Raw genomic sequence first — 22,670 nt, forward strand, 5'->3', positions numbered from 1 at the left:
GGTTCTGCCCTGGCTTTGTACTTTTCCAAGGAAGCTTTTATGCCGGACGCCCAGTCCCTCAATGCTGCATTCATGGTGGTCCAGAGCAATAGCCTGGACGAACTGCGCAGCCTGGTGGTTAGCGTCATGCGGCGCTATCCATTGGCACCCTTGGAGAACGAAATCGCTCTGGTGCAGAGCAACGGTATCGCCCAATGGCTCAAACTGGCTTTGGCGGAAGACCCTGAGGACGACGACCTCGGGGGATGCGGAATAGCTGCGGCCATAGATGTGCAATTGCCTGGCAGTTTCATGTGGCAGCTTTACCGTATGGTGTTGGGCCGAGACGAAATTCCCGTCAACTCCCTGCTCGACAAAGCCCCATTGACCTGGCGACTGATGCGCTTGCTGCCGCAGGTTATTGATCGCCCCCATTTTGAGCCACTACAAAGGTTCCTCACGCACGACACGGATTTACGCAAGCGCTACCAACTGTCAGAGCGTCTGGCAGATCTCTTTGACCAGTACCAAGTGTATCGGGCTGATTGGCTCGAGGACTGGGCCGAAGGCCGGCACCAGATGCGCAATGTTCGAGGTGAAGTGAAGCCACTGCCCCCGGTCAGTTGCTGGCAGGCTGAATTGTGGCGTGCTCTGCTGGAAGATGTCGGTGAGCAGGGCATGGCGCAGAGCCGGGCAGGTGTTCATCAGCGCTTTGTCGAGCGCATAAATGCCCTTGAAAACGCACCTGCGGGGCTACCCTCGCGGGTGATCGTGTTTGGCATATCTTCGTTGCCGGCCCAGGTGCTCGAAGCATTGGCCGGACTTGCACGTTTCAGTCAGGTGCTGCTGTGTGTGCACAACCCTTGCCGACACCACTGGGCCGATATCGTTGCCGACAAGGATCTGCTGCGCCATCAATACAAGCGACAAAGCCGCAAGACCGGCATGCCGGTCGTGCTCGATCCGGAAGCGCTGCACCAACACGCGCATCCGTTGCTCGCAGCCTGGGGCAAGCAGGGGCGCGACTACATCAACTTGCTGGACAGCTACGATGACCCCAATAGCTATCGCGCGGCATTCCGTGACGGGCGCATCGACCTGTTCAGCGAGACGCAGCCACAGAACCTGCTCAATCAACTTCAGGACGACATCCTCGAATTGCGGCCGCTCAATGAAACGCGTGAGCACTGGCCTGCCGTCGATCTGACGCAGGATGAGTCGATCCGCTTTCATATAGCCCACAGTGCTCAGCGTGAGGTGGAAATCCTTCACGACCAGTTACTCGCCCGCTTCAGTGCCAATCCCCATCTACGCCCGCGCGATGTAATCGTGATGGTTCCGGACATCGATAGCTATGCGCCCCATATTCGGGCGGTGTTCGGGCAACTGGATCGGCATGATCCACGCTTCATTCCATTTACCTTGGCCGACCAGGGCCAACGCGGTCGCGATCCGTTGCTGATCGCCGTCGAGCACCTGCTCAAGCTGCCGGACAGTCGTTTCCCGGTAAGCGAGATCCTCGACCTGCTCGACGTTCCTGCATTGCGCGCCCGCTTTGGCGTTCAGGAACGCGACTTACCTACGCTGCATCGCTGGATCGAAGGCGCAGGTGTGCGCTGGGGAATGAACGCTGAACAACGTGCCGGACTGGGCTTGCCAGATGAGCTTGAGCAAAACAGCTGGCATTTCGGCCTGCGACGGATGTTGCTTGGATACGCCGTAGGCAGCTCCAACGCCTGTGCAGGTATCGAGCCTTACGATGAAATCGGCGGTCTGGATGCTGCGTTGATCGGGCCGCTGGTTGCCCTGCTCGATGCCTTGGAGCTGGCCCATCACGAGCTCAATGAGGCCGCTCAGCCCAAGGTGTGGGGCCTGCGGCTGCAGATTCTGATGCAACTATTCTTCAAGGCCAGTAATGAGCACGACGATTATCTGCTCACGCAACTTGAGGAGCTGCGCGAGACCTGGCTGCAGACCTGCGAATCGGTGGGGTTGGTAGATGAGTTGCCGCTGACGGTGGTTCGGGAAGCCTGGCTCGCGGGGCTGGATCAAGGGCGTCTGTCCCAGCGCTTTTTGGCCGGTGCAGTAAATTTTTGCACACTGATGCCCATGCGTGCGATCCCGTTCAAGCTCGTCTGTTTGCTGGGGATGAACGATGGCGATTATCCCCGGGCGCAACCTCCACTTGATTTTGACCTCATGGGCAGCGATTACCGGCCTGGGGACCGTTCCCGACGTGAGGATGATCGCTATCTGTTGCTCGAGGCGCTGCTGTCTGCGCGAAATCAGCTGTACATCAGTTGGGTCGGACGCAGTATTCGAGACAATAGTGAACGGCCTGCTTCCGTGCTGATCGGCCAGTTGCGCGATCATCTTGCCAGTGGCTGGCGGTCGCTCGATGAGCACCAGGAATTGTTGCACGCCATGACCGAGGAGCATCCCCTGCAACCGTTCAGCTCGCGCTATTTCCATGAAGGCGACCAACTATTCAGTTATGCCCGTGAATGGCAGGTTTTGCACCAGATGCATGAGCCACACCGCGAGGCGGAACTACTCGCGCCCCATGTTCAGGAGGAGCCGCTGAGTCTGGCCCTTCTGCAGGATTTCCTGCGCAATCCGGTCCGGCACTTTTTCACGCAGCGACTCAAAGTGTACTTTGAAGCCGCCGAGGCGCCCCTGGCTGACGAAGAACCGTTCGTGCTGGACGCATTGCAACGTTACACACTGAGCGAGAGCCTGCTCGAGGCCGCGCTCCGGCAGCCCGATAATGTCGATCATGCGCTCGAAGATCAGGCGCGTCGTTTGCAAAACAGCGGGTTGCTGCCCATGGCCGGTTTCGGCGAATGCCTGCAACGAGAGTTGATCGAGCCGTTACCGGACCTGCTGCAGCGTTACCAACAACTTCTGGCGTTATGGCCGACTCCGTTGACCAGTGCGCTGCCGGTCAATCTCGAGTTGCAGGGTGTGCGTATTGAAGGCTGGCTCGCCGGTTTGCATCAGCGTGCTGACGGTGGCGTGTTGTCCGTCACGGCCATTCCCAACAGCATCGGTTCGATCAAAAGTCGGAAATGGCATCGCTTGATCAAGCCCTGGGTCAACCACCTGGTGGCCTGCGCCAGCGGACTCATGATGAGCACGGCGTTGGTGGCGAGTGACGATACGCTGTTGCTCGAGCCGATGGAGAAGGATCGTGCCGCTCGGTTCCTTGGCGATCTTCTGCTCGCCTGGCAGGCCGGCATGCGCCAGCCACTGCCGATCGCGGTCAAGACAGCCTTCGCCTGGCTTGCGCAGACTGATCCGCTCAAAGCCGAGGCAGCTGCCCGCAAGGCCTATGAAGGTGACGGCCAGACCACTGAAGGCGAGCGCCGAGAGAACCCTGCGTTGTCCCGTCAATTCGCAGATTTTGATGCATTGCTAGCGGATGAAACATTCTCCGGTTGGTGCGACGCGTTGTATCGCCCTCTGTATGAAGCGCCTTGGCGTTCACTGATCAGCGAAGGGGCGCGCGCATGAGTACCAAGACGCCTTTGGCACTGGCCTTCCCGCTGCACGGCAGTCAACTTATCGAGGCCAGTGCCGGCACCGGCAAGACCTTTACTATCTCGGCGCTTTATCTGCGGCTGATCCTTGGGCACGGCGGCGAAGCGAGCGGTTTCGGCCGTGAGCTGCTGCCCCCGCAGATTCTTGTGGTGACGTTCACTGATGCCGCCACCAAGGAACTGCGTGAAAGAATTCGTACACGTCTGGCCGAGGCCGCGCGGTTTTTCCGTGAAGAAACCCCTGCGCCGGATGCCCTGATTGCCGAATTGCGTGAGCAATTTGACCCGGCGCAATGGCCCGGATGCGCCAATCGTCTGGACATCGCCGCGCAATGGATGGACGAAGCGGCCGTCTCCACCATCCACAGTTGGTGCCAGCGCATGTTGCGCGAACATGCATTCGACAGCGGCAGCTTGTTTACGCAATCCCTGGAGACCGATCACAGCGACCTGCTCGGCGAAGTGCTGCGCGATTACTGGCGACTGTTCTGTTATCCGATGCAGGGCGATGCGCTGAACTGGGTTCGTACCCACTGGGGTGGTCCGGCCGCGTTGTTGCCAAGGGTGCGCGGTCTGTTTGGCAGTGAGCGTGAAAGTGATGACGGAAAGGCTCCCGCAGAGCTGATCGACGAGTGCCTGCAGGAGCGACGTGCCGCGTTGCTCGAGCTGAAGATGCCATGGCGTCAGTGGGCGGATGAGCTGCTGCTGATCTGTCACGAGGGCGTCGCGAGCAAAGCCGTTGACGGACGCAAGATGCAGGCTCGTTACTTCGAGCCCTGGTTTGAGAAACTCAAGGCCTGGGCGCAAGACGAGTCGATGGAGCAACTGGACATCGGCACCGGTTTCACCCGACTGACCCCTGACGGAATGGCTGAAGCCTGGAAGGGGCAGGCACCGAGTCATCCGGGGCTCGACGCGATGCCGGGGCTCAAGGCGAGCCTCGACGCGCTGCCCACCCCGGATGCCGCTGTCTTGCAGCACGCGGCGAGATGGGTGGGCGCGCGTTTTGAAGAAGAGAAGCGTCGTCGTGCGGAAATGGGCTTCGATGACATGCTGTTGCGCCTGGATTCGGCGTTGCAATCCGACAGCGGCGAGCGCCTTGCTGCGGTAATCCGCGAGCAGTTTCCGGTGGCACTGATCGATGAGTTTCAGGACACCGATCCGGTGCAATACCGGATCTTCGAAAGCATCTATCGCATCGAAGATAACAGTCCGGACACCGGCCTGTTCCTGATCGGCGACCCCAAGCAGGCGATCTACGCGTTCCGTGGCGCCGATATCTATACCTACCTGCGCGCGCGTCAGGCCACCACCGGCCGTCTGCATACGCTGGGCACCAACTTCCGCTCCAGCCATGGCATGGTCAATGCGGTCAATCATGTATTCGAACGCGCCGAGTCCCGTGAGCAGGGACGCGGCGCGTTTTTATTTCGGGAAAAAACCGGGGAAAACCCGGTGCCGTTCCAGCCCGTTGATTCGCAAGGACGCAAAGAGCGGCTGCAGATTGCCGGCGAGGATGTCACGGCACTGAATGTCTGGCACCTGTCGACGGACCAGCCGCTGTCAGGGGCGGTCTATCGCCAGCGGTTGGCGGCGGCCTGTGCCAGCGAAATCACCGCATTGCTCAACGGCGGGCAAGCCGGCGCGGCGGGATTTGTCCGGGACGCAGAAGCCTTCCGCGGTTTGCGGCCCTCCGATATCGCGATTCTGGTACGTGACGGCAAAGAGGCCCAAGCCGTACGCACAGAACTCGCGGCCCGTGGCGTGCGTAGCGTTTACCTTTCTGACAAGGACTCGGTGTTTGCCGCCCAGGAAGCGCACGACCTGCTGTCCTGGCTCAAGGCCTGCGCCGAGCCGGATGTCGAGCGCTCACTGAAGGCCGCGCTGGCCTGCATCACCCTCAATCTGCCGCTGGCTGAACTTGAGCGCTTGAATCAAGACGAGTTGATCTGGGAAGCCCGAGTCATGCAGTTTCGTGGTTATCGCGAACTGTGGCGCAAGCAGGGTGTGCTGCCGATGTTGCGACGCTTGCTGCACGACTTCCATTTACCGCAGACCCTGATCGCTCGCAGTGACGGCGAACGAGTGCTGACCAACCTTCTGCACCTGTCGGAACTGATGCAGCAGGCCGCGGCGGAACTCGATGGCGAGCAAGCGCTGATTCGTCATCTGGCCGAGTTGCTGGCACTGTCCGGTCAGGCCGGTGAAGAACAGATATTACGTCTGGAGAGCGACGAGCAACTGGTCAAGGTGGTGACCATCCACAAGTCGAAGGGACTTGAGTATCCGTTGGTGTTCCTGCCTTTCATCTGTTCGGCAAAACCGGTGGATGGCAGTCGCCTGCCGCTGCATTACCACGATGCCTCCGGCAAAGCCCAGGTGACACTGAAGCCTACCGCCGAATTGGTCGCCCTGGCGGATGACGAGCGTCTGGCCGAGGACCTGCGTCTGCTCTACGTCGCGCTGACTCGTGCGCAACATGCATGCTGGCTGGGTGTAACGGACCTCAAACGCGGTAATAACAACAGTTCAGTGCTTCATCTTTCGGCGCTTGGCTATCTGCTGGGTGGCGGCGCCAGGCTGGATGAGTCAACCGGCCTGAGTCGTTGGCTGCAGGATCTGCAACAGAACTGCGCGGCTATCAGTCTGAGTGAGTTGCCTCAAGCGACGCAGGAGATCTACCAGCCCGAGCGCAATGAAGCGATCCTCAGCGCCACATTGGTGCCAAAGCGCAAGGCCAGCGAGAACTGGTGGATCGCCTCCTATAGTGCGTTGCGTATCAGTGACGTGTTGAGTGTCGGCAGCGATGAGGCGCCGGACAGTCCGCAAGCGCAAAAGCTGTTTGACGATGAGCGCCTCGACCCGGATGCGCCGCGAGAGCTTGTGGTTGGTGGCGCCGATATCCATCGTTTTCCCCGCGGTCCGAACCCGGGAACCTTCCTCCATGGTTTGCTGGAGTGGGCTGGCGATGAAGGCTTTGCCGTTTCCAGTGAGTCGATCAAGGACGCAATTGGCCGGCGCTGCAATCTGCGCGGCTGGCAGGGCTGGATTGTCACCTTGAGTGACTGGCTGCAGCACTTGCTCAAGTCCCCGCTGCCAGCAGGTGGCGGACAGCCTCCGGTCGTGCTCGAGCAACTGAAGCAGTACCGCGTTGAAATGGAGTTCTGGTTTGCCAGTCACAAGGTTGATGTCCTCAAACTTGATGATTGGGTGCGCCAGTACACCCACAACGGTGTGGCGCGAGTAGCCGCCGAGCCAGTACAGCTCAACGGCATGTTCAAGGGCTTTATCGACCTGACCTTCGAGCACGCGGGCCGTTACTACGTCGCCGACTACAAATCCAACTGGTTGGGTGTCGACGATACGGCCTATACCGAGCAAGCCATGGAGCGCTCGATCCTCGACAACCGTTACGACCTGCAGTACGTGCTGTATCTGCTGGCCTTGCATCGGCAATTGAAGGCGCGCCTGCCCGACTACGATTACGACCGGCATGTCGGTGGTGCGTTGTATGTATTCCTGCGGGGAACCCGGGCAGACAGTCGCGGCGTGTACTTTGCGCGGCCGCCACGGGACTTGATCGAACGCCTGGATCGCCTGTTCCAGGGTAAGCCGGAACCCAAGGCCGAACCCGCATGGGAACAGGGAGTCCTGTTATGAACCGTACCTTCGCCGATCTGTCATCGGCTATCGACAACCCGTCGAGCCTGGCGCCACTGACCAGTGCCGCAGATCTGCTGATCTTGCTTGAGCGCTGGGTCGAGCGAGGCTGGCTTCGTTCGCTGGACAAGGCCTTTGTCGGTTTCCTGCACGAACTCGCGCCTGCGTCCGATCCTCTGGTGTTGCTCGCTGCCGCACTGACCAGCCATCAACTGGGTCACGGACATGTCTGTCTCGACGTGTTCGAAACCCTCAAGGCCCCGGATTTCGCCCTCTCTCTGCCTCCGGAAGGCGATGTACAGGGTGGCGCCTTGCTGTTGCCGTCGCAGTTGCTTGAAACGCTGGATGGCGCCCATTGGTGCAAGGCGCTGGCGAGCAGTGCGCTGGTTGCACTGGCAGCGGACACCAGCGACCCGGCGCAGCAGCGGCCGTTGGTGCTGTCCGGCAAGCGTCTTTATCTGCGGCGCTACTGGGCTTACGAGCGGCGTATCGATGCAGCGTTACGGACACGTCTGGCTCAGCCTGAAACGCCGCCGGATGACCTGCCCCAACGCCTCGATGAGTTGTTCGGCCCTGCAACACCGGGGGCCGTGATCGACTGGCAAAAACTCGCCTGTGCCCTTGCCACTCGCGGTGCGTTCAGCATCATCACCGGCGGCCCGGGAACCGGTAAAACCACGACCGTGGTGCGTTTGCTCGCGCTGCTCCAGGCGCCGGCGGTCGAGGCCGGTCAACCGTTGCGTATTCGTCTCGCAGCGCCCACCGGCAAGGCCGCTGCGCGGTTGACCGAGTCCATCAGCCAGCAAGTGCAATCGCTGACGGTCACCGAAGACGTGCGCGAGAAGATCCCTTGTGACGTGACGACTGTCCATCGTTTGTTGGGCAGTCGGCCCGGCACCCGACATTTCCGCCACCATGCCGGCAACCGCTTGCCGCTGGATGTGCTGGTGGTCGATGAAGCTTCCATGATCGACCTGGAAATGATGGCTAACCTGCTCGATGCATTGCCGAAGCATGCGCGTCTGGTGTTGCTCGGCGACAAGGATCAACTCGCTTCGGTGGAGGCCGGGGCGGTACTCGGCGATCTTTGCCGTGATGCCGAGGCAGGCTGGTATAACCCGCACACCCGGCAGTGGCTGGAGTCGGTCAGCGGAGAGTCATTGCACGGCAGTGACCTGCACGTAGACCTCGATGGCTCTCATCCGCTGGCCCAACAACTGGTGATGCTGCGTCATTCCCGGCGTTTCGGTGAAGGTAGCGGCATTGGTCAACTGGCGCTGCGGGTCAATCAGCAGTTGCCGGATGAGGCGCGCCAGTTGCTGGCGGCCGGTCACTACGACGATGTGTTTTCACTGCCGCTCAAGGGAGAACACGATCACAAACTGGAGCGCCTGTTGCTCGACGGTCATGGCGACGGTCCACAGGGTTATCGCCACTATCTGAACATCCTGCGCGAACAGCGCCCGCCAGCAGGCAGACCGCTGGAACATCCAGACTGGACCAACTGGGCGCGGGCGGTGCTGCAGGCGTTTGACACCTTCCAGTTGTTATGTGCCGTGCGCAAGGGACCTTGGGGCGTTGAAGGGTTGAATCTGCGGATCACCGAAACCCTGCTCAAGGCACGCCTGATCGAGCATGACCAACAATGGTACGAAGGTCGGCCGGTGCTGATGACCCGCAATGATTACGGTCTGGGACTGATGAACGGCGATATCGGCATCGCCCTCAAGTTGCCCGAGCGCGAGGGCCCCGAAGCTGGCAGACCGGTACTGCGCGTGGCCTTCCCGCGAAACGACGGGCAGGGCGGGGTACGGTTCGTGCTGCCGAGTCGGCTCAACGACGTTGAAACGGTGTACGCCATGACCGTGCACAAATCTCAAGGCTCGGAGTTCGCCCACACCGCGCTGATCCTGCCGGATGCCTTGAATCCGGTGCTGACCAAAGAATTGATCTACACCGGGATTACACGGGCCAAGCACTGGTTCACCTTGATCGAACCCCGGCCTGGAGTGTTCGAAGAGGCCGTGCAGCGCAAGGTCAAGCGCCTGAGCGGATTGATGCTGGAACTGGAGGAAGGCGCAGAGGCTCGGGAATGAAATAACCTGAAGTCTGATACCGATTACTGACCGGCTGGTCAGAAGACGCTGTCTCGCTGGTGTTACTTCGCTGTGCTATCGTTGCGGCATCATTTCGGTACGATCCAAGAGAATCCCTGCATGAAGGTGGCTGTCTGGGCGACAGAGCGCGTGGTTCGCTGCAAGCACGCATTGCTTGTCGGTCTGCTCTGTTTGCTGGCGGGCGCTGCCATCGCGCAGCCACAAACGTCGGCGGGCATGGCCGAGCAACGCGCCCAAGCGGTGACGCAGGTCGTGCTCGGCATTCTCAGCTATGCACGCTGGCCGGTTGAACCTGCGCAATTGCGCCTGTGCATCGTCGGCCCCACTGAATACACCGACGACCTGGTCAAAGGCACCACGCAGGCCACTGGTCGGCCGGTCGTCGTACGCCGACTGCTGGCCGACAACCCGGCGATCGTCAGCGAATGCGATGCGGTGTATATCGGCAAACTCACGGCGGATGAGCGCAGTCGGCTGTTTGCTTCATTGATCGGTCACCCGGTGTTGAGCATCAGCGAAGGGGGCGATCAGTGCACGGTCGGCAGCCTGTTCTGCCTGCGCGTCGGCGATGAACAGGTGTCCTTCGAGGTCAACCTAGACTCTGTCGCGCGCAGCGGTGTACGCATCCACCCGAGCGTACTGCAATTGTCGCGTCGCAAACCGGCGGCGCCATGAAACTGTTCCGTTCTGGAAGCCGCCCGACGCTGGGATCGGTCATTGGCCGTGGCCATTTGATTGTGGCGCTGGTAGCCGTGACGATGGCCAGCGTATCGCTGACCCTGCTGGGCGTTCTCGCGCTGCGGGTGTACGCCGATCACAACTTGCAGCTCATTGCGCGCTCGATCAGCTACACCGTGGAAGCGGCGGTAGTGTTCAACGACAAGGCCGCCGCGACTGAAGCGCTGGCCTTGATTGCGTCCACCGAAGAGGTGGCGGACGCGCAGGTGTTCGATGCGCAAGGTCAGGTGCTGGCGCGTTGGCAGCGGCCGGAGAACGGCTTGTTCACCGAATTGGAAATGCAGATCACGCGTGCCGTTCTGGAAAAGCCGGTCAGGCTGCCGATTGTGCATCAGGAGCGCGAAATCGGTCACATTCTGCTGGTCGGTCATGGCGGCAGTCTCATGCGCTTTTTGCTGAGCGGTCTGGCAGGGATCATCCTGTGTACCGCCATCAGTGCCTGGGTCGCGCTCTATCTCGCGCGTCGACAATTACGCGGTATTACCGGACCACTGCGTAGCCTCGCCGCGGTGGCCCACGCCGCGCGCAGCGAGCGCGCGCTGGATCGGCGGGTACCGCCGGCGCAGATTGCCGAACTGGATAATCTGGGCAACGACTTCAATGCTTTGCTCGACGAACTCGAATCCTGGCAAACCCACCTGCAGAGCGAGAACGAGACCCTCGCCCACCAGGCCAGCCACGACAGCCTCACCGGCTTGCCGAACCGGGCGTTTTTCGAGGGCCGATTGATTCGTGCCCTGCGTAATGCCGGCAAACTCAACGAACGGGTAGCGGTGTTGTTTCTCGACAGTGACCGTTTCAAAGGCATCAACGACAACTTCGGCCACGCCGCCGGCGATGCCGTGCTGGTGGCGGTCGCCAATCGGGTCCGTGCGCAGCTGCGTGAAGAGGATCTGGTGGCGCGGCTCGGCGGCGATGAGTTTGCCGTGCTGCTTGCGCCGCTGCACAAGGTCGAAGATGCCGAGCGTATTGCCGACAAGATTCTCGACAGCATGGACATGCCCATCGCGCTGCCGGGCGATACCAGTGTGGTGACGTCGCTCAGTATCGGCATTGCGGTTTTCCCTGATCATGGTGCCACGCCAGGTGCCTTGCTCAACGCCGCCGACGCGGCGATGTACCAGGCCAAACGCCTGTCGCGTGGTGCTCAATTCACTGCCGGGTCGGAGAGCCCGGTTGTCAATCTGCAAACCAGGAGCTGATTCCCGTGTTCACACTTCCCGCTCGATTGTTTTCCGCCTTGCTGATGATCGCCGTACTGGCGCTGACCGGCTGCCAGACCGCACCACAAAAAGGCCTGACCCCGGCGCAGATCGCCGTCCTCAAACAACAAGGCTTCGAGGCAACCGACGAAGGCTGGGAGTTTGGCCTGTCAGGCAAAGTGCTGTTTGGCAGCGATATCGAAAGCCTGAACGCGCAAAGCACCGAAATCGTCGAACGCATCGGCAAGGCGCTGGTGGGAGTCGGCATTGAGCGCGTACGGGTCGACGGTCATACCGACGCCTCGGGCAAAGAGACCTATAACCAGCAATTGTCGCTGCGCCGGGCCAAGAGTGTGGCCAAAGTGCTGACCACCGTCGGCATGAAGGAAGAGAACATTCAATTGCGCGGACTGGGCAGCAGCGAGCCGGTGGCGTCCAACAGTACTGCCGCCGGACGCACCGAGAATCGCCGGGTGTCGATTGTGGTCAGCGCCGATTAATCGGCGAACTGCATCTCGCGAGTCTGCCCCATCAGCAGACCCTGATTGCGCTCGGTCACCTCACGGATGTAATCCCACAGAAGGGTGATCCGCTTTAACTTCCTCAGATCTTCCCGGCAGTACATCCAGAACTGCCGGGTGATGTCGATTTCTTCGGGCAGCACCGGCAGCAGTCGCGGATCCTGGGCCGCGAGGAAGCACGGCAGAATGGCCAGTGAACGCCCTTGCTGCGCTGCGACGAACTGCGCGATCACGCTGGTGCTGCGCAGGTTCGCGCTGGCGCCGGGCAGCACGTTCGCCAGGTACAGCAGCTCCGAGCTGAACGCCAGGTCATCCACATAACTGATGAATTGATGCTTGCCCAAATCGGCCGGGCGGCGGATCGGTGGGTGTTGGTCGAGGTAGTCCTGGGTCGCGTACAGCTGCAAGCGGTAATCGCAGAGTTTGCAGCACACGTAGGGGCCGTGCTCCGGGCGCTCCAGTGCGATGACGATATCGGCTTCGCGTTTGGACAGGCTGATGAAGTGCGGCAGCGGCAGGATGTCTACCGAGATTGCCGGGTAAGCGTCGACGAAATGGCTCAGCTGTGGGGTGATGAAAAAGCTGCCGAAACCTTCGGTGCAGCCCATGCGCACATGGCCCGACAGTGCCACACCGGAGCCGGAGACCTGCTCGCAGGCCATATGCAAGGTGCTTTCAATCGACTCGGCATAGCCCAGCAAACGCTGGCCTTCAGTGGTCAGGACAAAACCGCTGGTGCGCGATTTTTCGAACAGCAACGTACCCAATGCCGCTTCCAGCGAACTGATGCGCCGCGACACGGTGGTGTAGTCGACGGCGAGCCGTTTGGCCGCGGTGCTGGCCTTGCGGGTACGGGCGACTTCGAGGAAAAACTTCAGGTCGTCCCAGTTCAGCGACCCCAGGGAGGTGATGTTTTTTTGCATGATGGACGGGCTTATATGTGCGTTCTTATTAGAAGTTTGCACATCTATACTCCAAAAACAGTCCGACAACCAATTCGTGACACACGCCTCATCTCAAGGCGAACCCTTCGCCTTGGCTCCTACGATAAAAACAAGTTTCGGAGACCAGCATGAACGCATCGCTTACGCCCAACGAAACCACGGTCCAGAAGGTCAAGCTGCTGATCGACGGCGAGTGGGTCGAATCGCAGACCACCGAGTGGCACGACATCGTCAACCCGGCGACCCAGCAAGTGCTGGCCAAAGTGCCGTTTGCCACCGCCGCTGAAGTCGATGCCGCCATCAGTGCCGCGCACCGCGCGTTCCAGACCTGGAAACTGACCCCGATCGGCGCGCGCATGCGCATCATGCTCAAGCTGCAGGCACTGATCCGCGAGCACTCCAAACGCATTGCCGTGGTGCTGAGCGCCGAGCAGGGCAAGACCATTGCCGACGCCGAGGGCGATATTTTCCGTGGCCTGGAAGTGGTCGAACACGCCTGTTCCATCGGCACCCTGCAAATGGGCGAGTTCGCCGAAAACGTGGCGGGCGGCGTCGATACCTACACCCTGCGCCAGCCGATCGGCGTGTGCGCCGGCATCACCCCGTTCAACTTCCCGGCGATGATTCCGCTGTGGATGTTCCCGATGGCCATCGCCTGCGGCAACACCTTCGTCTTGAAACCTTCGGAGCAGGATCCGCTGTCGACCATGCTGCTGGTGGAGCTGGCGATTGAAGCCGGCGTTCCGGCGGGTGTGCTCAACGTGGTACACGGCGGCAAGGATGTGGTTGATGGCCTGTGCACCCACAAGGACATCAAAGCGGTGTCGTTCGTTGGTTCGACGGCGGTCGGTACTCACGTTTATGACCTGGCTGGCAAGCACGGCAAACGCGTGCAATCGATGATGGGTGCGAAGAACCACGCCGTGGTGCTGCCGGACGCCAATCGCGAGCAGGCGCTGAATGCCTTGGTCGGCGCCGGTTTCGGTGCCGCCGGGCAGCGTTGCATGGCCACTTCGGTGGTGGTACTGGTCGGTGCCGCGAAACAATGGCTGCCGGACCTGAAAGCACTGGCGCAGAAACTCAAGGTCAACGCCGGCAGCGAGGCGGGTACCGATGTGGGTCCGGTGATCTCGAAGAAGGCCAAGGCGCGGATTCTTGAGCTGATCGAGAGCGGCATCAAGGAAGGCGCCAAGCTTGAGCTCGATGGTCGCGACATCAAGGTGCCCGGCTACGAGCAAGGCAACTTTGTCGGCCCGACCCTGTTCTCGGGTGTGACCACCGACATGCAGATCTACACCCAGGAAATCTTCGGCCCGGTGCTGGTGGTGCTGGAAGTCGACACCCTTGATCAGGCCATTGCGCTGGTCAACGCCAACCCGTTCGGCAACGGCACGGGTCTGTTCACCCAGAGCGGTGGGGCGGCGCGCAAATTCCAGACGGAAATCGACGTCGGCCAGGTCGGCATCAACATCCCGATTCCGGTGCCGGTGCCGTTCTTCAGCTTCACCGGTTCCCGTGGCTCGAAACTCGGCGACCTCGGCCCGTACGGCAAGCAAGTGGTGCAGTTCTACACCCAGACCAAAACGGTCACGGCGCGCTGGTTCGATGACGACAGCGTCAACGACGGCGTGAACACCACCATCAACCTGCGCTGAGGACTGGTCATGAAAATCGCATTTATCGGTCTGGGCAACATGGGCGCGCCGATGGCGCGCAACCTGATCAAGGCCGGCCATTCGCTGAACCTGGTGGACCTGAACAAGGCTGTGCTGGCGGAGCTGGAGCAACTGGGCGGCACCATCCGCGCCTCGGCCCGTGAAGCGGCGCAAGACGCCGAGCTGGTGATCACCATGCTCCCGGCCGCGGTGCATGTGCGCAGCGTCTGGCTCGGTGAGGACGGTGTGCTGGCCGGTATCGGCAAAGGTGTGCCGGCGGTGGATTGCAGCACCATTGATCCGCAGACCGCCCGCGATGTGGCCGCCGCTGCCGCCAAACAAGGCGTGGCCATGGCCGATGCACCGGTCTCCGGCGGCACTGGCGGCGCGACCGCTGGCACGCTGACCTTCATGGTCGGCGCCACCCCGGAACTGTTTGCCACCCTGCAGCCGGTGCTGGCGCAGATGGGCCGCAACATCGTGCATTGCGGCGAAGTCGGCACCGGGCAAATCGCCAAGATCTGCAACAACCTGCTGCTGGCGATTTCGATGGTCGGCGTCAGCGAAGCCATGGCGCTGGGCGATGCACTGGGGATCGACACCTCGGTGCTGGCCGGGATCATCAACAGCTCGACCGGGCGTTGCTGGAGTTCGGAAATGTACAACCCGTGGCCGGGCATCGTCGAAACGGCGCCGGCCTCGCGCGGTTACACCGGTGGCTTCGGCGCCGAGCTGATGCTCAAGGATCTGGGCCTGGCCACCGAAGCGGCGCGTCAAGCGCATCAACCGGTGGTACTCGGCGCGGTGGCGCAGCAGTTGTATCAGGCGATGAGCCAGCGCGGGGAAGGCGGCAAGGATTTCTCGGCGATCATCAACAGTTATCGCAAGCCGCAGTAACCACGCATCAAATGGTGGGGTGAGCTTCTGTGGCGAGGGAGCTTGCTCCCGCTGGTCTGCATCGCAGACCCAAACCCGGTCAATGCGGTTCTTCATAAAAACCGCATTGACTGAATTTACGACTGCTGCGCAGCCGAGCGGGAGCAAGCTCCCTCGCCACAGGCGGTTTCCCGGCTTTTTTGCATCAGGCGAAAACGAAATATTTGCGTACGGTCTCGACCACTTCCCAGGTGCCTTTCATCCCCGGCTCAACCACGAAGATGTCGCCGGCACGCAGGTGAATCGGCGCCATGCCGTCCGGGGTGATGATGCAATAGCCTTCCTGGAAGTGGCAGTACTCCCACTTCACGTAGTCGACCCGCCACTTGCCCGGGGTGCAGATCCAGGTGCCCATGATCTTGCTGCCGTCTTCGCTGGTGTAGGCGTTGAGGTTGACGGTGTGCGGGTCACCTTCGAGTTTTTCCCATTTGCAGGCATCGAGTACCGGCAGCGGGTGGGTGTCGCGCAGAACGGTGATGGGGGCGGTCGCGGTCATGGGAACTCCGGGCAGAGGGATTTGAAGTCGAACCCTATAGCGCCTGCTCGCCGTTCAGTTGTCTGTGCTCGACATCGAACTGCTCAGAAACGCGCGGATCAGTGAGCGCGTGTAACAACGCGCGGGCGTAATTCGGCAACGTAGCGAAGTCTCGGGCGCACAACATGAGCGTGCGGCGTGCCCACGCTTCATTGAGCGCAACCCATTTGAATGACCGCAATGCGGTTCGCTCGACAGCGGCCAGCGGCACAATTGCCAGCCCGGCACCTCGGGCGACCATGCGTAGCACCCCGTCGAATCCGTCGGCGCGGATGCGGATCTGCATCCGCGAGCCGCTGTGCAGCGCTTGTTCTTCCAGATACACCGCCAGCGCGCTGTCAGCGCGCAGTCCGACAAAGTCATGCTGCAGGGCGTCGCTGAAACGGACTGGCGCATCGTCAGACAATGGGTGGTCGAGGGGGAGAATCAGCACCAACGGATCGGCACGAAATGGCAGGGTCTGCAGGTCGGTGGTATCGACGGCGTCGGACACAATCCCGAGGTCCGCCGCGCCTTGGCGCAAGGCATGAGTGATGCGCGCGCTGGGCAATTCCTGCAGATCGATGTCGAGGTTGGGATGCTCGCACAAAAAGTCCGCCAGCACTTCCGGCAGGTATTCAGTGATCGCGGTGGTGTTGCACAGCAACCGTACCTGGCCTTTGACGCCTTGGGCGTAATCGGCCAGATCCTGCTGCATGCGTTCGGCCTGTTGCAGGAGGATGCGCGCGTGTTGCGCCAGCGCCTTGCCAGCGGGCGTCGGGCTCACGCCACGGCGGCCGCGCTGCAGGAACTCGGTGCCCAGCGAGGCTTCCATGGCGCGAATGCGCGCGCTGGCGGCGGCGAGCGAAAGATGACTGCGGGCAGCGCCGGCGGTGATGTTGCCGCTGTCGAGGATGTGCAGGTAGAGGCGCAGGTCGGTGAGGTCGAAGTGCATGGGGGCAGCCTCTGGTCTTCGTGGTTTCTGGGCGAGCCCTATCGCTGGCAAGCCAGCTCCCACAGGATGTGTGTTGTGCACAGAATCTGTGATCGACACTGAAACTTGTGGGAGCTGGCTTGCCAGCGATGAGGCCGGAAGTCTCCATCAAATCTTCAGCCTCTTGTATCGAAAGAGGCAGCCTCAGTATATGGCAGATTTTCAGCACACCCGCCAAGGCGCACAGTAGCGCCATGAACGCACTCGCAGACTTCTATCAAAACCTCGGCCTTGGCCTATCGCTGCTGGTCATCGCCACCTTTATCATGGCAGGTCTGGTCAAAGGGGTAATCGGTCTCGGCTTGCCCACTGTCGCAATGGGGCTGCTGGGTCTGGCTATGGCCCCAGCACAGGCAGCCGCGTTGCTGATCATTCCGGCGACACTGACCAACGTTTGGCAACTGGCCTTTGGCGGGCATCTGAAAGGGCTGATCAAACGCCTGTGGCCGCTGCTGCTGATGATCTTCCTCGGGACCGCCGTCGGCACGTTGTCGATCGGCATGGCGGGCGGGCATTGGGTGGTGCGCGGCTTGGGCGCGGCGTTGCTGCTGTATGCGTTGAGCGGGTTGCTGCTGCCGACCCTGCAGGTCAATCCCCGGCATGAGCCGTGGCTGGGTCCGCTGTGCGGGCTGATCACCGGGGTTATCACTTCGGCCACCGGTGTGTTCGTGATTCCGGCGGTGCCGTACCTGCAGGCGTTGGGTTTGCAGCGTGATGAACTGGTGCAGGCGCTGGGCCTGTCGTTCACCGTCTCGACCCTGGCGCTGGCCGGCGGCCTGTTCTGGCGCGATGCACTGGGCAGTGGCGAGTTGACTGCCTCGCTGCTGGTGCTGATCCCGGCGATGCTGGGCATGGGGTTTGGCCAATGGCTGCGGCAGCGCATCAGCGCCGTGCTGTTCAGGCGCGTGTTCTTTATCGGACTGGGCGCACTCGGCGCCCATTTGCTGATCAGCGGCTAGCCGACGAGGCGCTCAGCATGTCGATCCGCCGGATATCGAAATCGCGCTCCAGATACGTCATGCGGTTGTCGAAAAACTCGCGCATGTGCGGCAGGTTCGAGTGCACGTCCAGGTGCGCCTGGCTTTCCCAGATCTCGTAGAAGATGAACAGCGTCGGGTCTTCCTTATCGCGCAGCATGTGGTACTCAATGCAGCCTGGCTCGGCGCGGCTCGGCTCGACATAGGCGCGAAACAGCGCTTCGAAAGCCTCGGCTTTCTCGGGTCGGGTCTTGGCGTGCAGGATGAAACCGTGGCGTTCACTCATCAGAACAACTCCTCAAATGCAGATGGCTGCCAATGCTATTGCAACAATCTGCGTTCCATTCGTGCATTTTGATCAAATGTATTTTGCGCCGACGCGGCTTATTCCGCGCGAGATGGATGGTTAACCTGCCGCCATTCGTTTTCCCATCTTTCTCCAGCCCAATGGCTGCGCGAGGCGTTCTGATGAAAAAAGTGTTGTTGCTCAATGGCGGCAAGAAATTCGCCCATTCCGACGGTCGTTACAACGCCACCCTGCACGAAACCGCACTGAGCGTGCTGGATCGTGGTGGCCTGGATGTCAAAACCACGTTCATCGATGAGGGGTACGACGTCGCTGAAGAAGTGGCCAAATTCCTCTGGGCCGATGTGATCATTTATCAGATGCCGGGCTGGTGGATGGGCGCGCCGTGGACGGTGAAAAAGTACCTCGACGAAGTCTTCACCGAAGGTCATGGCAGCCTTTATGCCAGCGATGGCCGGACCCGTTCAGATGCGTCGCAGAAGTACGGCAGCGGCGGCCTGATTCAGGGCAAGCAATACATGCTGTCGCTGACCTGGAATGCACCGCAGCAAGCTTTCGACGACCCGAGCGATTTCTTCGAAGCCAAAGGTGTCGACGCGGTGTATTTCCCGTTCCACAAGGCCAACGAGTTTTTGGGCATGAGCGGATTGCCGACGTTTCTCTGTGTCGATGTGATGAAGCGGCCGAACATCGAGAATGATGTGGCGCGGTATGAGCAGCATCTGAAACAGGTGTTTGGTCTCAAGGCGTGAGGTGATTTCATGTGGTTACGGTTGTAACTGTGGTGAGGGTTTTAAATGTGGTGAGGGGATTCATCCCCGATGGGTCGCGCAGCGGCCCCCCGATCTTGATCTCAAAAAGCGGGGGCCTGCTGCGCAGTCCATCGGGGATAAATCCCCTCGCCACAGGGGTGTTCTCTCTCCACAATGGATTTGTGCAGTCGATCAATAAGGGACACCCGTGAAAGCCAGATCCGATGAGTTGCAGATTTTCGTCTGCGTGATCGAGTGCGGTTCGATTTCCGCCGCCGCCGAACAGGTCGGGCAGACGCCGTCGGCGGTCAGCCGCACACTGTCGCGGCTCGAAGCCAAGCTCGACACCACGCTGATCAACCGCACCACGCGGCGCATGGACCTGACCGAGGAGGGCAAGTATTTCTTCGAGCAGGCCAAGCTGATTCTCGATCAGATGGATGCGCTCGAAGAGCGTCTGTCCTCACGCCAGCAAACCCCGTCCGGACGTCTGCGGATCAACGCTGCGTCGCCGTTCATGCTGCACGCCATCGTGCCCTACATCGACGAGTTTCGAAGGTTGTACCCGGACATCCAGCTCGAACTCAACAGCAATGACCTGATCATTGACTTGCTGGAACAAAGCACCGACGTCGCCATCCGCATCGGCACCCTTGCCGATTCCACGTTGCATGCGCGTTCGCTCGGTTGCAGTCCGCTGCTGATCGTCGCCAGTCCGGCGTATCTGGAGCAGCACGGCGCGCCGCAGCAGGTCGCCGACTTGAGTGACCACGCCCTGCTCGGTTTCACCCACAACGAAGGCCTCAATCAGTGGCCGCTGCGTTACGTGCACGGTGACCGCTGGCCGATCACCCCGGCGATCAGCGCTTCCAGCGGCGAGACCGTGCGCCATCTCGCGCTGGAGGGGCAGGGCATTGCCTGCCTGTCGCACTTCATGACCATCGATGACATTCGCGCCGGACGCCTCAAGGTGTTGCTGGCGGAGTTCAACAGCGGTTATCGCCAGCCGATCAACGCGGTGTACTACCGGAACTCGCAACTGGCGCTGCGCATCCAGTGCTTCCTCGATTTCATCCAGAGCAAACTCGCGGCGTACGCCAGTGCTGATTTCAAGGGCTGATTCGTGACCCCTGCGCAACAGTGATTTGGGTGATCGCGGGTGTTTCCACTGGGACTGGCGGTCGATACTCGTTGCATCACTTATTCACGCAGGGAGTTTCTCCATGAACGTATTCATCACCGGTGCCGCCGGTTTTATCGGCGGCTCCATCGCCACCGGTCTGGTCCAGGCCGGGCACTCTGTCACCGGCCTGGTGCGCAGCGCCGAGCAGGCCGATGAGCTGAAAGCTTTGGGCATCACCCCGGTGATCGGCACCCTCGAAGACAGTACATTGCTGGCCGATCAGGCCCGCGCCGCCGATGCGGTGATCAATGCCGCCAGCAGTGACCATCGCGGCGCGGTCGAAGCCTTGCTCGATGCCCTGCGCGGTTCGCACAAAGTGTTCCTGCACACCAGTGGTTCGAGCATCGTCGGCGATGCCTCGGGCGGCAAATCCAGCGACGTCATCTACTACGAAGACAACCTGCCGGAGCCCACCGTCGACAAGGCGGCGCGCGTGGCGATCGACAACCTGATCCTCGCCGCCGCACAGGACGGCGTGAACTCGGCAGTGATCTGCAACACCCTGATCTACGGCCACAGCCTGGGCGTCAATCGCGACAGCGTGCAGTTGCCGCGTCTGCTCAAACAAGCACGTAAAAGTGGCGTGGTGCGGCATGTCGGTACAGGCAAGAACATCTGGTCCAACGTGCACATCGAAGACGTCGTCGCCCTTTACCGGCTGGCGCTGACCCGGAATGTGCCCGGCACCTTCTACTTCGTCGAAAGCGGTGAAGCCTCGTTCATCGACATGACCACTGCCATGGCGCAGGCGTTGAATCTGGGCCAGCCACAAGACTGGCCACTGCAAGATGCCGAAGCCGAATGGGGCTACGAAATGGCCAACTACGGGCTCGGCTCCAACAGCCGCGTACGCGGCAAACACGCTCGTGAACGGCTGGGCTGGGCGCCAAAGCGTACGTCGGTGGTGGAGTGGATTCGTAACGAGATGGTGTGAATCCCGTTGCACCGCATCAAGCCTTTCGCGAGCAGGCTCGCTCCCACAAATAGAACGGATTCTGACTGAAGGAATGCAATCAACTGTGGGAGCGAGCCTGCTCGCGAAAGCGCTGGATCAGTCGGCAGAGATGTTGAATGTGACGCCGCCTTCGCGAGCAAGCTCGCTCCCACATTGGTTTCTCGTTCACCGAAAAGCCATGTAAATCCCGCCCCGCTATTTTCATTAATTGCGACAAGACATATCCAGCAGCGACACGCCTTACCTCTCCACGAAAATTACTTTCATGGCGTTTGAAAACTCGATCTCGAAATGATTTATGAGTTTCACAACCCATTCGAACGTGACCCTTTCGAGGAGTACCGCATGACGCCTTCGTTCGGCTATTGGCTACTGATTTATGCCGCCGTAGCCATCATTGCCTTGATCGTGCTGATCGCCCGCTACCGGCTCAATCCGTTCATTGTCATCACGCTGATTTCCATCGGTCTGGCGCTGGTGGCGGGCATGCCGCCGTCGGGCGTGGTGGGGGCGTATGAGGCCGGGGTGGGCAAGACGCTGGGGCATATTGCGCTGGTGGTGGCGCTGGGGACGATGCTCGGCAAGATGATGGCCGAGTCCGGCGGTGCGGAGCAGATGGCCCGCACCCTGATTGAGAAGTTCGGCGAGAAGAACGCGCACTGGGCGATGGTTTGCATCGCGTTTCTGGTCGGCCTGCCGCTGTTCTTCGAGGTCGGTTTTGTGTTGCTGGTACCCATCGCCTTCACCGTGGCGCGGCGGGTGGGCGTATCGATTCTGTTGGTCGGCCTGCCGATGGTTGCCGGCCTGTCGGTGGTGCATGCGCTGGTGCCGCCGCACCCGGCGGCGATGCTCGCGGTGCAGGCGTATCAGGCCTCGGTCGGGCAGACCTTGCTGTATGCGATTGCCATCGGTATTCCCACCGCAATCATCGCTGGGCCGCTGTACGCCAAATTCATCGTGCCGCGCATTCAACTGCCGGCGGATAACCCGCTGGAAAAACAATTTCTCGACCGCGAGCCGCGCGACAAACTGCCGGGGTTCGGCATTACCATGGCGACCATTCTATTGCCGGTGGTGCTGATGCTGATCGGTGGCTGGGCCAACCTGATCTCCACGCCGGGCAGCGGTTTCAATCAGTTTCTGTTGTTCATCGGCAACTCGGTGATCGCACTGTTGCTGGCGACCTTGCTGAGTTTCTGGACGTTGGGCATCGCTCAGGGTTTCAACCGTGAATCGATCCTCAAATTCACCAACGAGTGCCTGGCACCGACCGCCAGCATCACCTTGCTGGTCGGCGCCGGCGGTGGTCTGAACCGGATTCTGGTGGACGCTGGGGTCACCGATCAGATTGTCGGGCTGGCCCACGAATTTCACCTGTCGCCGCTGATCATGGGCTGGCTGTTCGCCGCGTTGATGCGGGTGGCCACCGGCTCGGCCACCGTGGCGATGACCACCGCGTCCGGCGTGGTTGCGCCGGTGGCCATCGGTCTGGGTTATCCACACCCGGAATTGCTGGTGCTGGCGACCGGCGCCGGCTCGGTGATCTTTTCCCACGTCAACGACGGCGGCTTCTGGTTGATCAAGGAATACTTCAACATGACGGTCGTGCAGACGTTCAAGACCTGGACCGTGCTTGAGACCCTGATCTCGCTGGTCGCTTTCGCTTTGACCGTCGGCCTTTCTTACCTGCTGTAACC

Annotated in this window: 17 protein-coding genes; 13 read left to right on the plus strand and 4 right to left on the minus strand. The window is 60.9% G+C overall.

The genetic code is table 11. The features are described from left to right. The first annotated feature begins 39 nt into the window (after positions 1-39). From recC to yfiB, 6 genes are all read left to right on the plus strand, one after another. Positions 40-3,492 carry an exodeoxyribonuclease V subunit gamma gene (recC, locus tag ACYZUM_RS30550; RefSeq protein WP_108181603.1) on the plus strand — a complete coding sequence of 1,151 codons (3,453 nt, stop codon included), beginning with the start codon at positions 40-42 and terminating at the stop codon, positions 3,490-3,492. After that, complete coding sequence (gene recB, locus ACYZUM_RS30555; RefSeq protein ID WP_108181604.1) at positions 3,489-7,178, plus strand: exodeoxyribonuclease V subunit beta; 3,690 nt, start codon at positions 3,489-3,491, stop codon at positions 7,176-7,178. The genes recC and recB overlap by 4 nt, the downstream gene beginning before the upstream one ends. Further along, on the plus strand, positions 7,175-9,274 hold the full coding sequence (recD, locus tag ACYZUM_RS30560) for an exodeoxyribonuclease V subunit alpha (RefSeq protein WP_108181605.1): 2,100 nt from the start codon (positions 7,175-7,177) through the stop codon (positions 9,272-9,274). The genes recB and recD overlap by 4 nt, the downstream gene beginning before the upstream one ends. Positions 9,275-9,394: 120 nt before the next feature. Beyond that, entirely contained in the window at positions 9,395-9,970 is a 576-nt protein-coding gene (yfiR, locus tag ACYZUM_RS30565) for a regulatory sequestration protein YfiR (RefSeq protein WP_041066640.1), read from the plus strand. Continuing rightward, positions 9,967-11,235: a diguanylate cyclase DgcN/YfiN gene (gene dgcN / locus ACYZUM_RS30570; RefSeq protein ID WP_108181606.1), complete on the plus strand. Its 1,269-nt coding sequence runs from the start codon at positions 9,967-9,969 to the stop codon at positions 11,233-11,235. The genes yfiR and dgcN overlap by 4 nt, the downstream gene beginning before the upstream one ends. 5 nt (positions 11,236-11,240) lie before the next feature. Beyond that, positions 11,241-11,735: an outer membrane lipoprotein YfiB gene (gene yfiB / locus ACYZUM_RS30575; RefSeq protein WP_086793653.1), complete on the plus strand. Its 495-nt coding sequence runs from the start codon at positions 11,241-11,243 to the stop codon at positions 11,733-11,735. Here the strand turns inward: yfiB and ACYZUM_RS30580 are convergent. Then, complete coding sequence (locus tag ACYZUM_RS30580) at positions 11,732-12,679, minus strand: LysR family transcriptional regulator (RefSeq protein ID WP_041066648.1); 948 nt, start codon at positions 12,677-12,679, stop codon at positions 11,732-11,734. The two genes, yfiB and ACYZUM_RS30580, sit on opposite strands and share 4 nt — an antisense overlap. A gap of 149 nt (positions 12,680-12,828) precedes the next feature. On the opposite strand from ACYZUM_RS30580, the gene ACYZUM_RS30585 reads away from it, so the two are divergent. Next, entirely contained in the window at positions 12,829-14,355 is a 1,527-nt protein-coding gene (locus ACYZUM_RS30585; RefSeq protein ID WP_108181607.1) for a CoA-acylating methylmalonate-semialdehyde dehydrogenase, read from the plus strand. A gap of 9 nt (positions 14,356-14,364) precedes the next feature. Further along, entirely contained in the window at positions 14,365-15,252 is an 888-nt protein-coding gene (gene mmsB, locus ACYZUM_RS30590; RefSeq protein WP_108181608.1) for a 3-hydroxyisobutyrate dehydrogenase, read from the plus strand. Positions 15,253-15,436: 184 nt separating this feature from the next. Here the strand turns inward: mmsB and ACYZUM_RS30595 are convergent, their stop codons facing one another. Further along, the gene (locus tag ACYZUM_RS30595; RefSeq protein WP_003221437.1) at positions 15,437-15,787 is read right to left on the minus strand and encodes a cupin domain-containing protein; all 351 of its coding nucleotides are present in this window, start codon (positions 15,785-15,787) and stop codon (positions 15,437-15,439) included. 34 nt (positions 15,788-15,821) lie between these two features. After that, positions 15,822-16,760 (minus strand): LysR substrate-binding domain-containing protein, encoded by a 939-nt coding sequence (locus tag ACYZUM_RS30600; RefSeq protein ID WP_142579984.1) that lies wholly within the window; start codon positions 16,758-16,760, stop codon positions 15,822-15,824. 233 nt (positions 16,761-16,993) lie between these two features. Here ACYZUM_RS30600 and ACYZUM_RS30605 point away from each other — a divergent pair, with 233 nt between their 5' ends. Beyond that, on the plus strand, positions 16,994-17,758 hold the full coding sequence (locus tag ACYZUM_RS30605; RefSeq protein WP_041066657.1) for a sulfite exporter TauE/SafE family protein: 765 nt from the start codon (positions 16,994-16,996) through the stop codon (positions 17,756-17,758). Here the strand turns inward: ACYZUM_RS30605 and ACYZUM_RS30610 are convergent. Continuing rightward, complete coding sequence (locus ACYZUM_RS30610) at positions 17,748-18,062, minus strand: putative quinol monooxygenase (RefSeq protein WP_027614144.1); 315 nt, start codon at positions 18,060-18,062, stop codon at positions 17,748-17,750. The genes ACYZUM_RS30605 and ACYZUM_RS30610 overlap by 11 nt on opposite strands. Positions 18,063-18,244: 182 nt before the next feature. On the opposite strand from ACYZUM_RS30610, the gene mdaB reads away from it, so the two are divergent. The 4 genes from mdaB (at position 18,245) to ACYZUM_RS30630 (ending at position 22,668) form a co-directional block, all read left to right on the plus strand. After that, the gene (gene mdaB / locus ACYZUM_RS30615; RefSeq protein WP_027614143.1) at positions 18,245-18,835 is read left to right on the plus strand and encodes an NADPH:quinone oxidoreductase MdaB; all 591 of its coding nucleotides are present in this window, start codon (positions 18,245-18,247) and stop codon (positions 18,833-18,835) included. Between the two features lie 208 nt (positions 18,836-19,043). Next, complete coding sequence (locus ACYZUM_RS30620) at positions 19,044-19,955, plus strand: LysR family transcriptional regulator (protein ID WP_041066663.1); 912 nt, start codon at positions 19,044-19,046, stop codon at positions 19,953-19,955. A 103-nt stretch (positions 19,956-20,058) separates the two neighbouring features. Next, positions 20,059-20,952: an NAD-dependent epimerase/dehydratase family protein gene (locus ACYZUM_RS30625; protein WP_108181610.1), complete on the plus strand. Its 894-nt coding sequence runs from the start codon at positions 20,059-20,061 to the stop codon at positions 20,950-20,952. Between the two features lie 366 nt (positions 20,953-21,318). After that, positions 21,319-22,668 (plus strand): GntP family permease, encoded by a 1,350-nt coding sequence (locus tag ACYZUM_RS30630; protein ID WP_108184361.1) that lies wholly within the window; start codon positions 21,319-21,321, stop codon positions 22,666-22,668. Positions 22,669-22,670 lie beyond the last annotated feature (2 nt).

Source organism: Pseudomonas sp. m6p (genome assembly GCF_055760375.1).

Coding starts and splice junctions, on each gene's coding strand:
- recC (WP_108181603.1), top strand. CDS start 40: ATGCCGGACGCCCAGTCCCTCAATGCTGCATTCATGGTGGTCCAGAGC.
- recB (WP_108181604.1), top strand. CDS start 3,489: ATGAGTACCAAGACGCCTTTGGCACTGGCCTTCCCGCTGCACGGCAGT.
- recD (WP_108181605.1), top strand. CDS start 7,175: ATGAACCGTACCTTCGCCGATCTGTCATCGGCTATCGACAACCCGTCG.
- yfiR (WP_041066640.1), top strand. CDS start 9,395: ATGAAGGTGGCTGTCTGGGCGACAGAGCGCGTGGTTCGCTGCAAGCAC.
- dgcN (WP_108181606.1), top strand. CDS start 9,967: ATGAAACTGTTCCGTTCTGGAAGCCGCCCGACGCTGGGATCGGTCATT.
- ACYZUM_RS30580 (WP_041066648.1), bottom strand. CDS start 12,679: ATGCAAAAAAACATCACCTCCCTGGGGTCGCTGAACTGGGACGACCTG.
- ACYZUM_RS30585 (WP_108181607.1), top strand. CDS start 12,829: ATGAACGCATCGCTTACGCCCAACGAAACCACGGTCCAGAAGGTCAAG.
- mmsB (WP_108181608.1), top strand. CDS start 14,365: ATGAAAATCGCATTTATCGGTCTGGGCAACATGGGCGCGCCGATGGCG.
- ACYZUM_RS30595 (WP_003221437.1), bottom strand. CDS start 15,787: ATGACCGCGACCGCCCCCATCACCGTTCTGCGCGACACCCACCCGCTG.
- ACYZUM_RS30600 (WP_142579984.1), bottom strand. CDS start 16,760: ATGCACTTCGACCTCACCGACCTGCGCCTCTACCTGCACATCCTCGAC.
- ACYZUM_RS30605 (WP_041066657.1), top strand. CDS start 16,994: ATGAACGCACTCGCAGACTTCTATCAAAACCTCGGCCTTGGCCTATCG.
- ACYZUM_RS30610 (WP_027614144.1), bottom strand. CDS start 18,062: ATGAGTGAACGCCACGGTTTCATCCTGCACGCCAAGACCCGACCCGAG.
- mdaB (WP_027614143.1), top strand. CDS start 18,245: ATGAAAAAAGTGTTGTTGCTCAATGGCGGCAAGAAATTCGCCCATTCC.
- ACYZUM_RS30625 (WP_108181610.1), top strand. CDS start 20,059: ATGAACGTATTCATCACCGGTGCCGCCGGTTTTATCGGCGGCTCCATC.
- ACYZUM_RS30630 (WP_108184361.1), top strand. CDS start 21,319: ATGACGCCTTCGTTCGGCTATTGGCTACTGATTTATGCCGCCGTAGCC.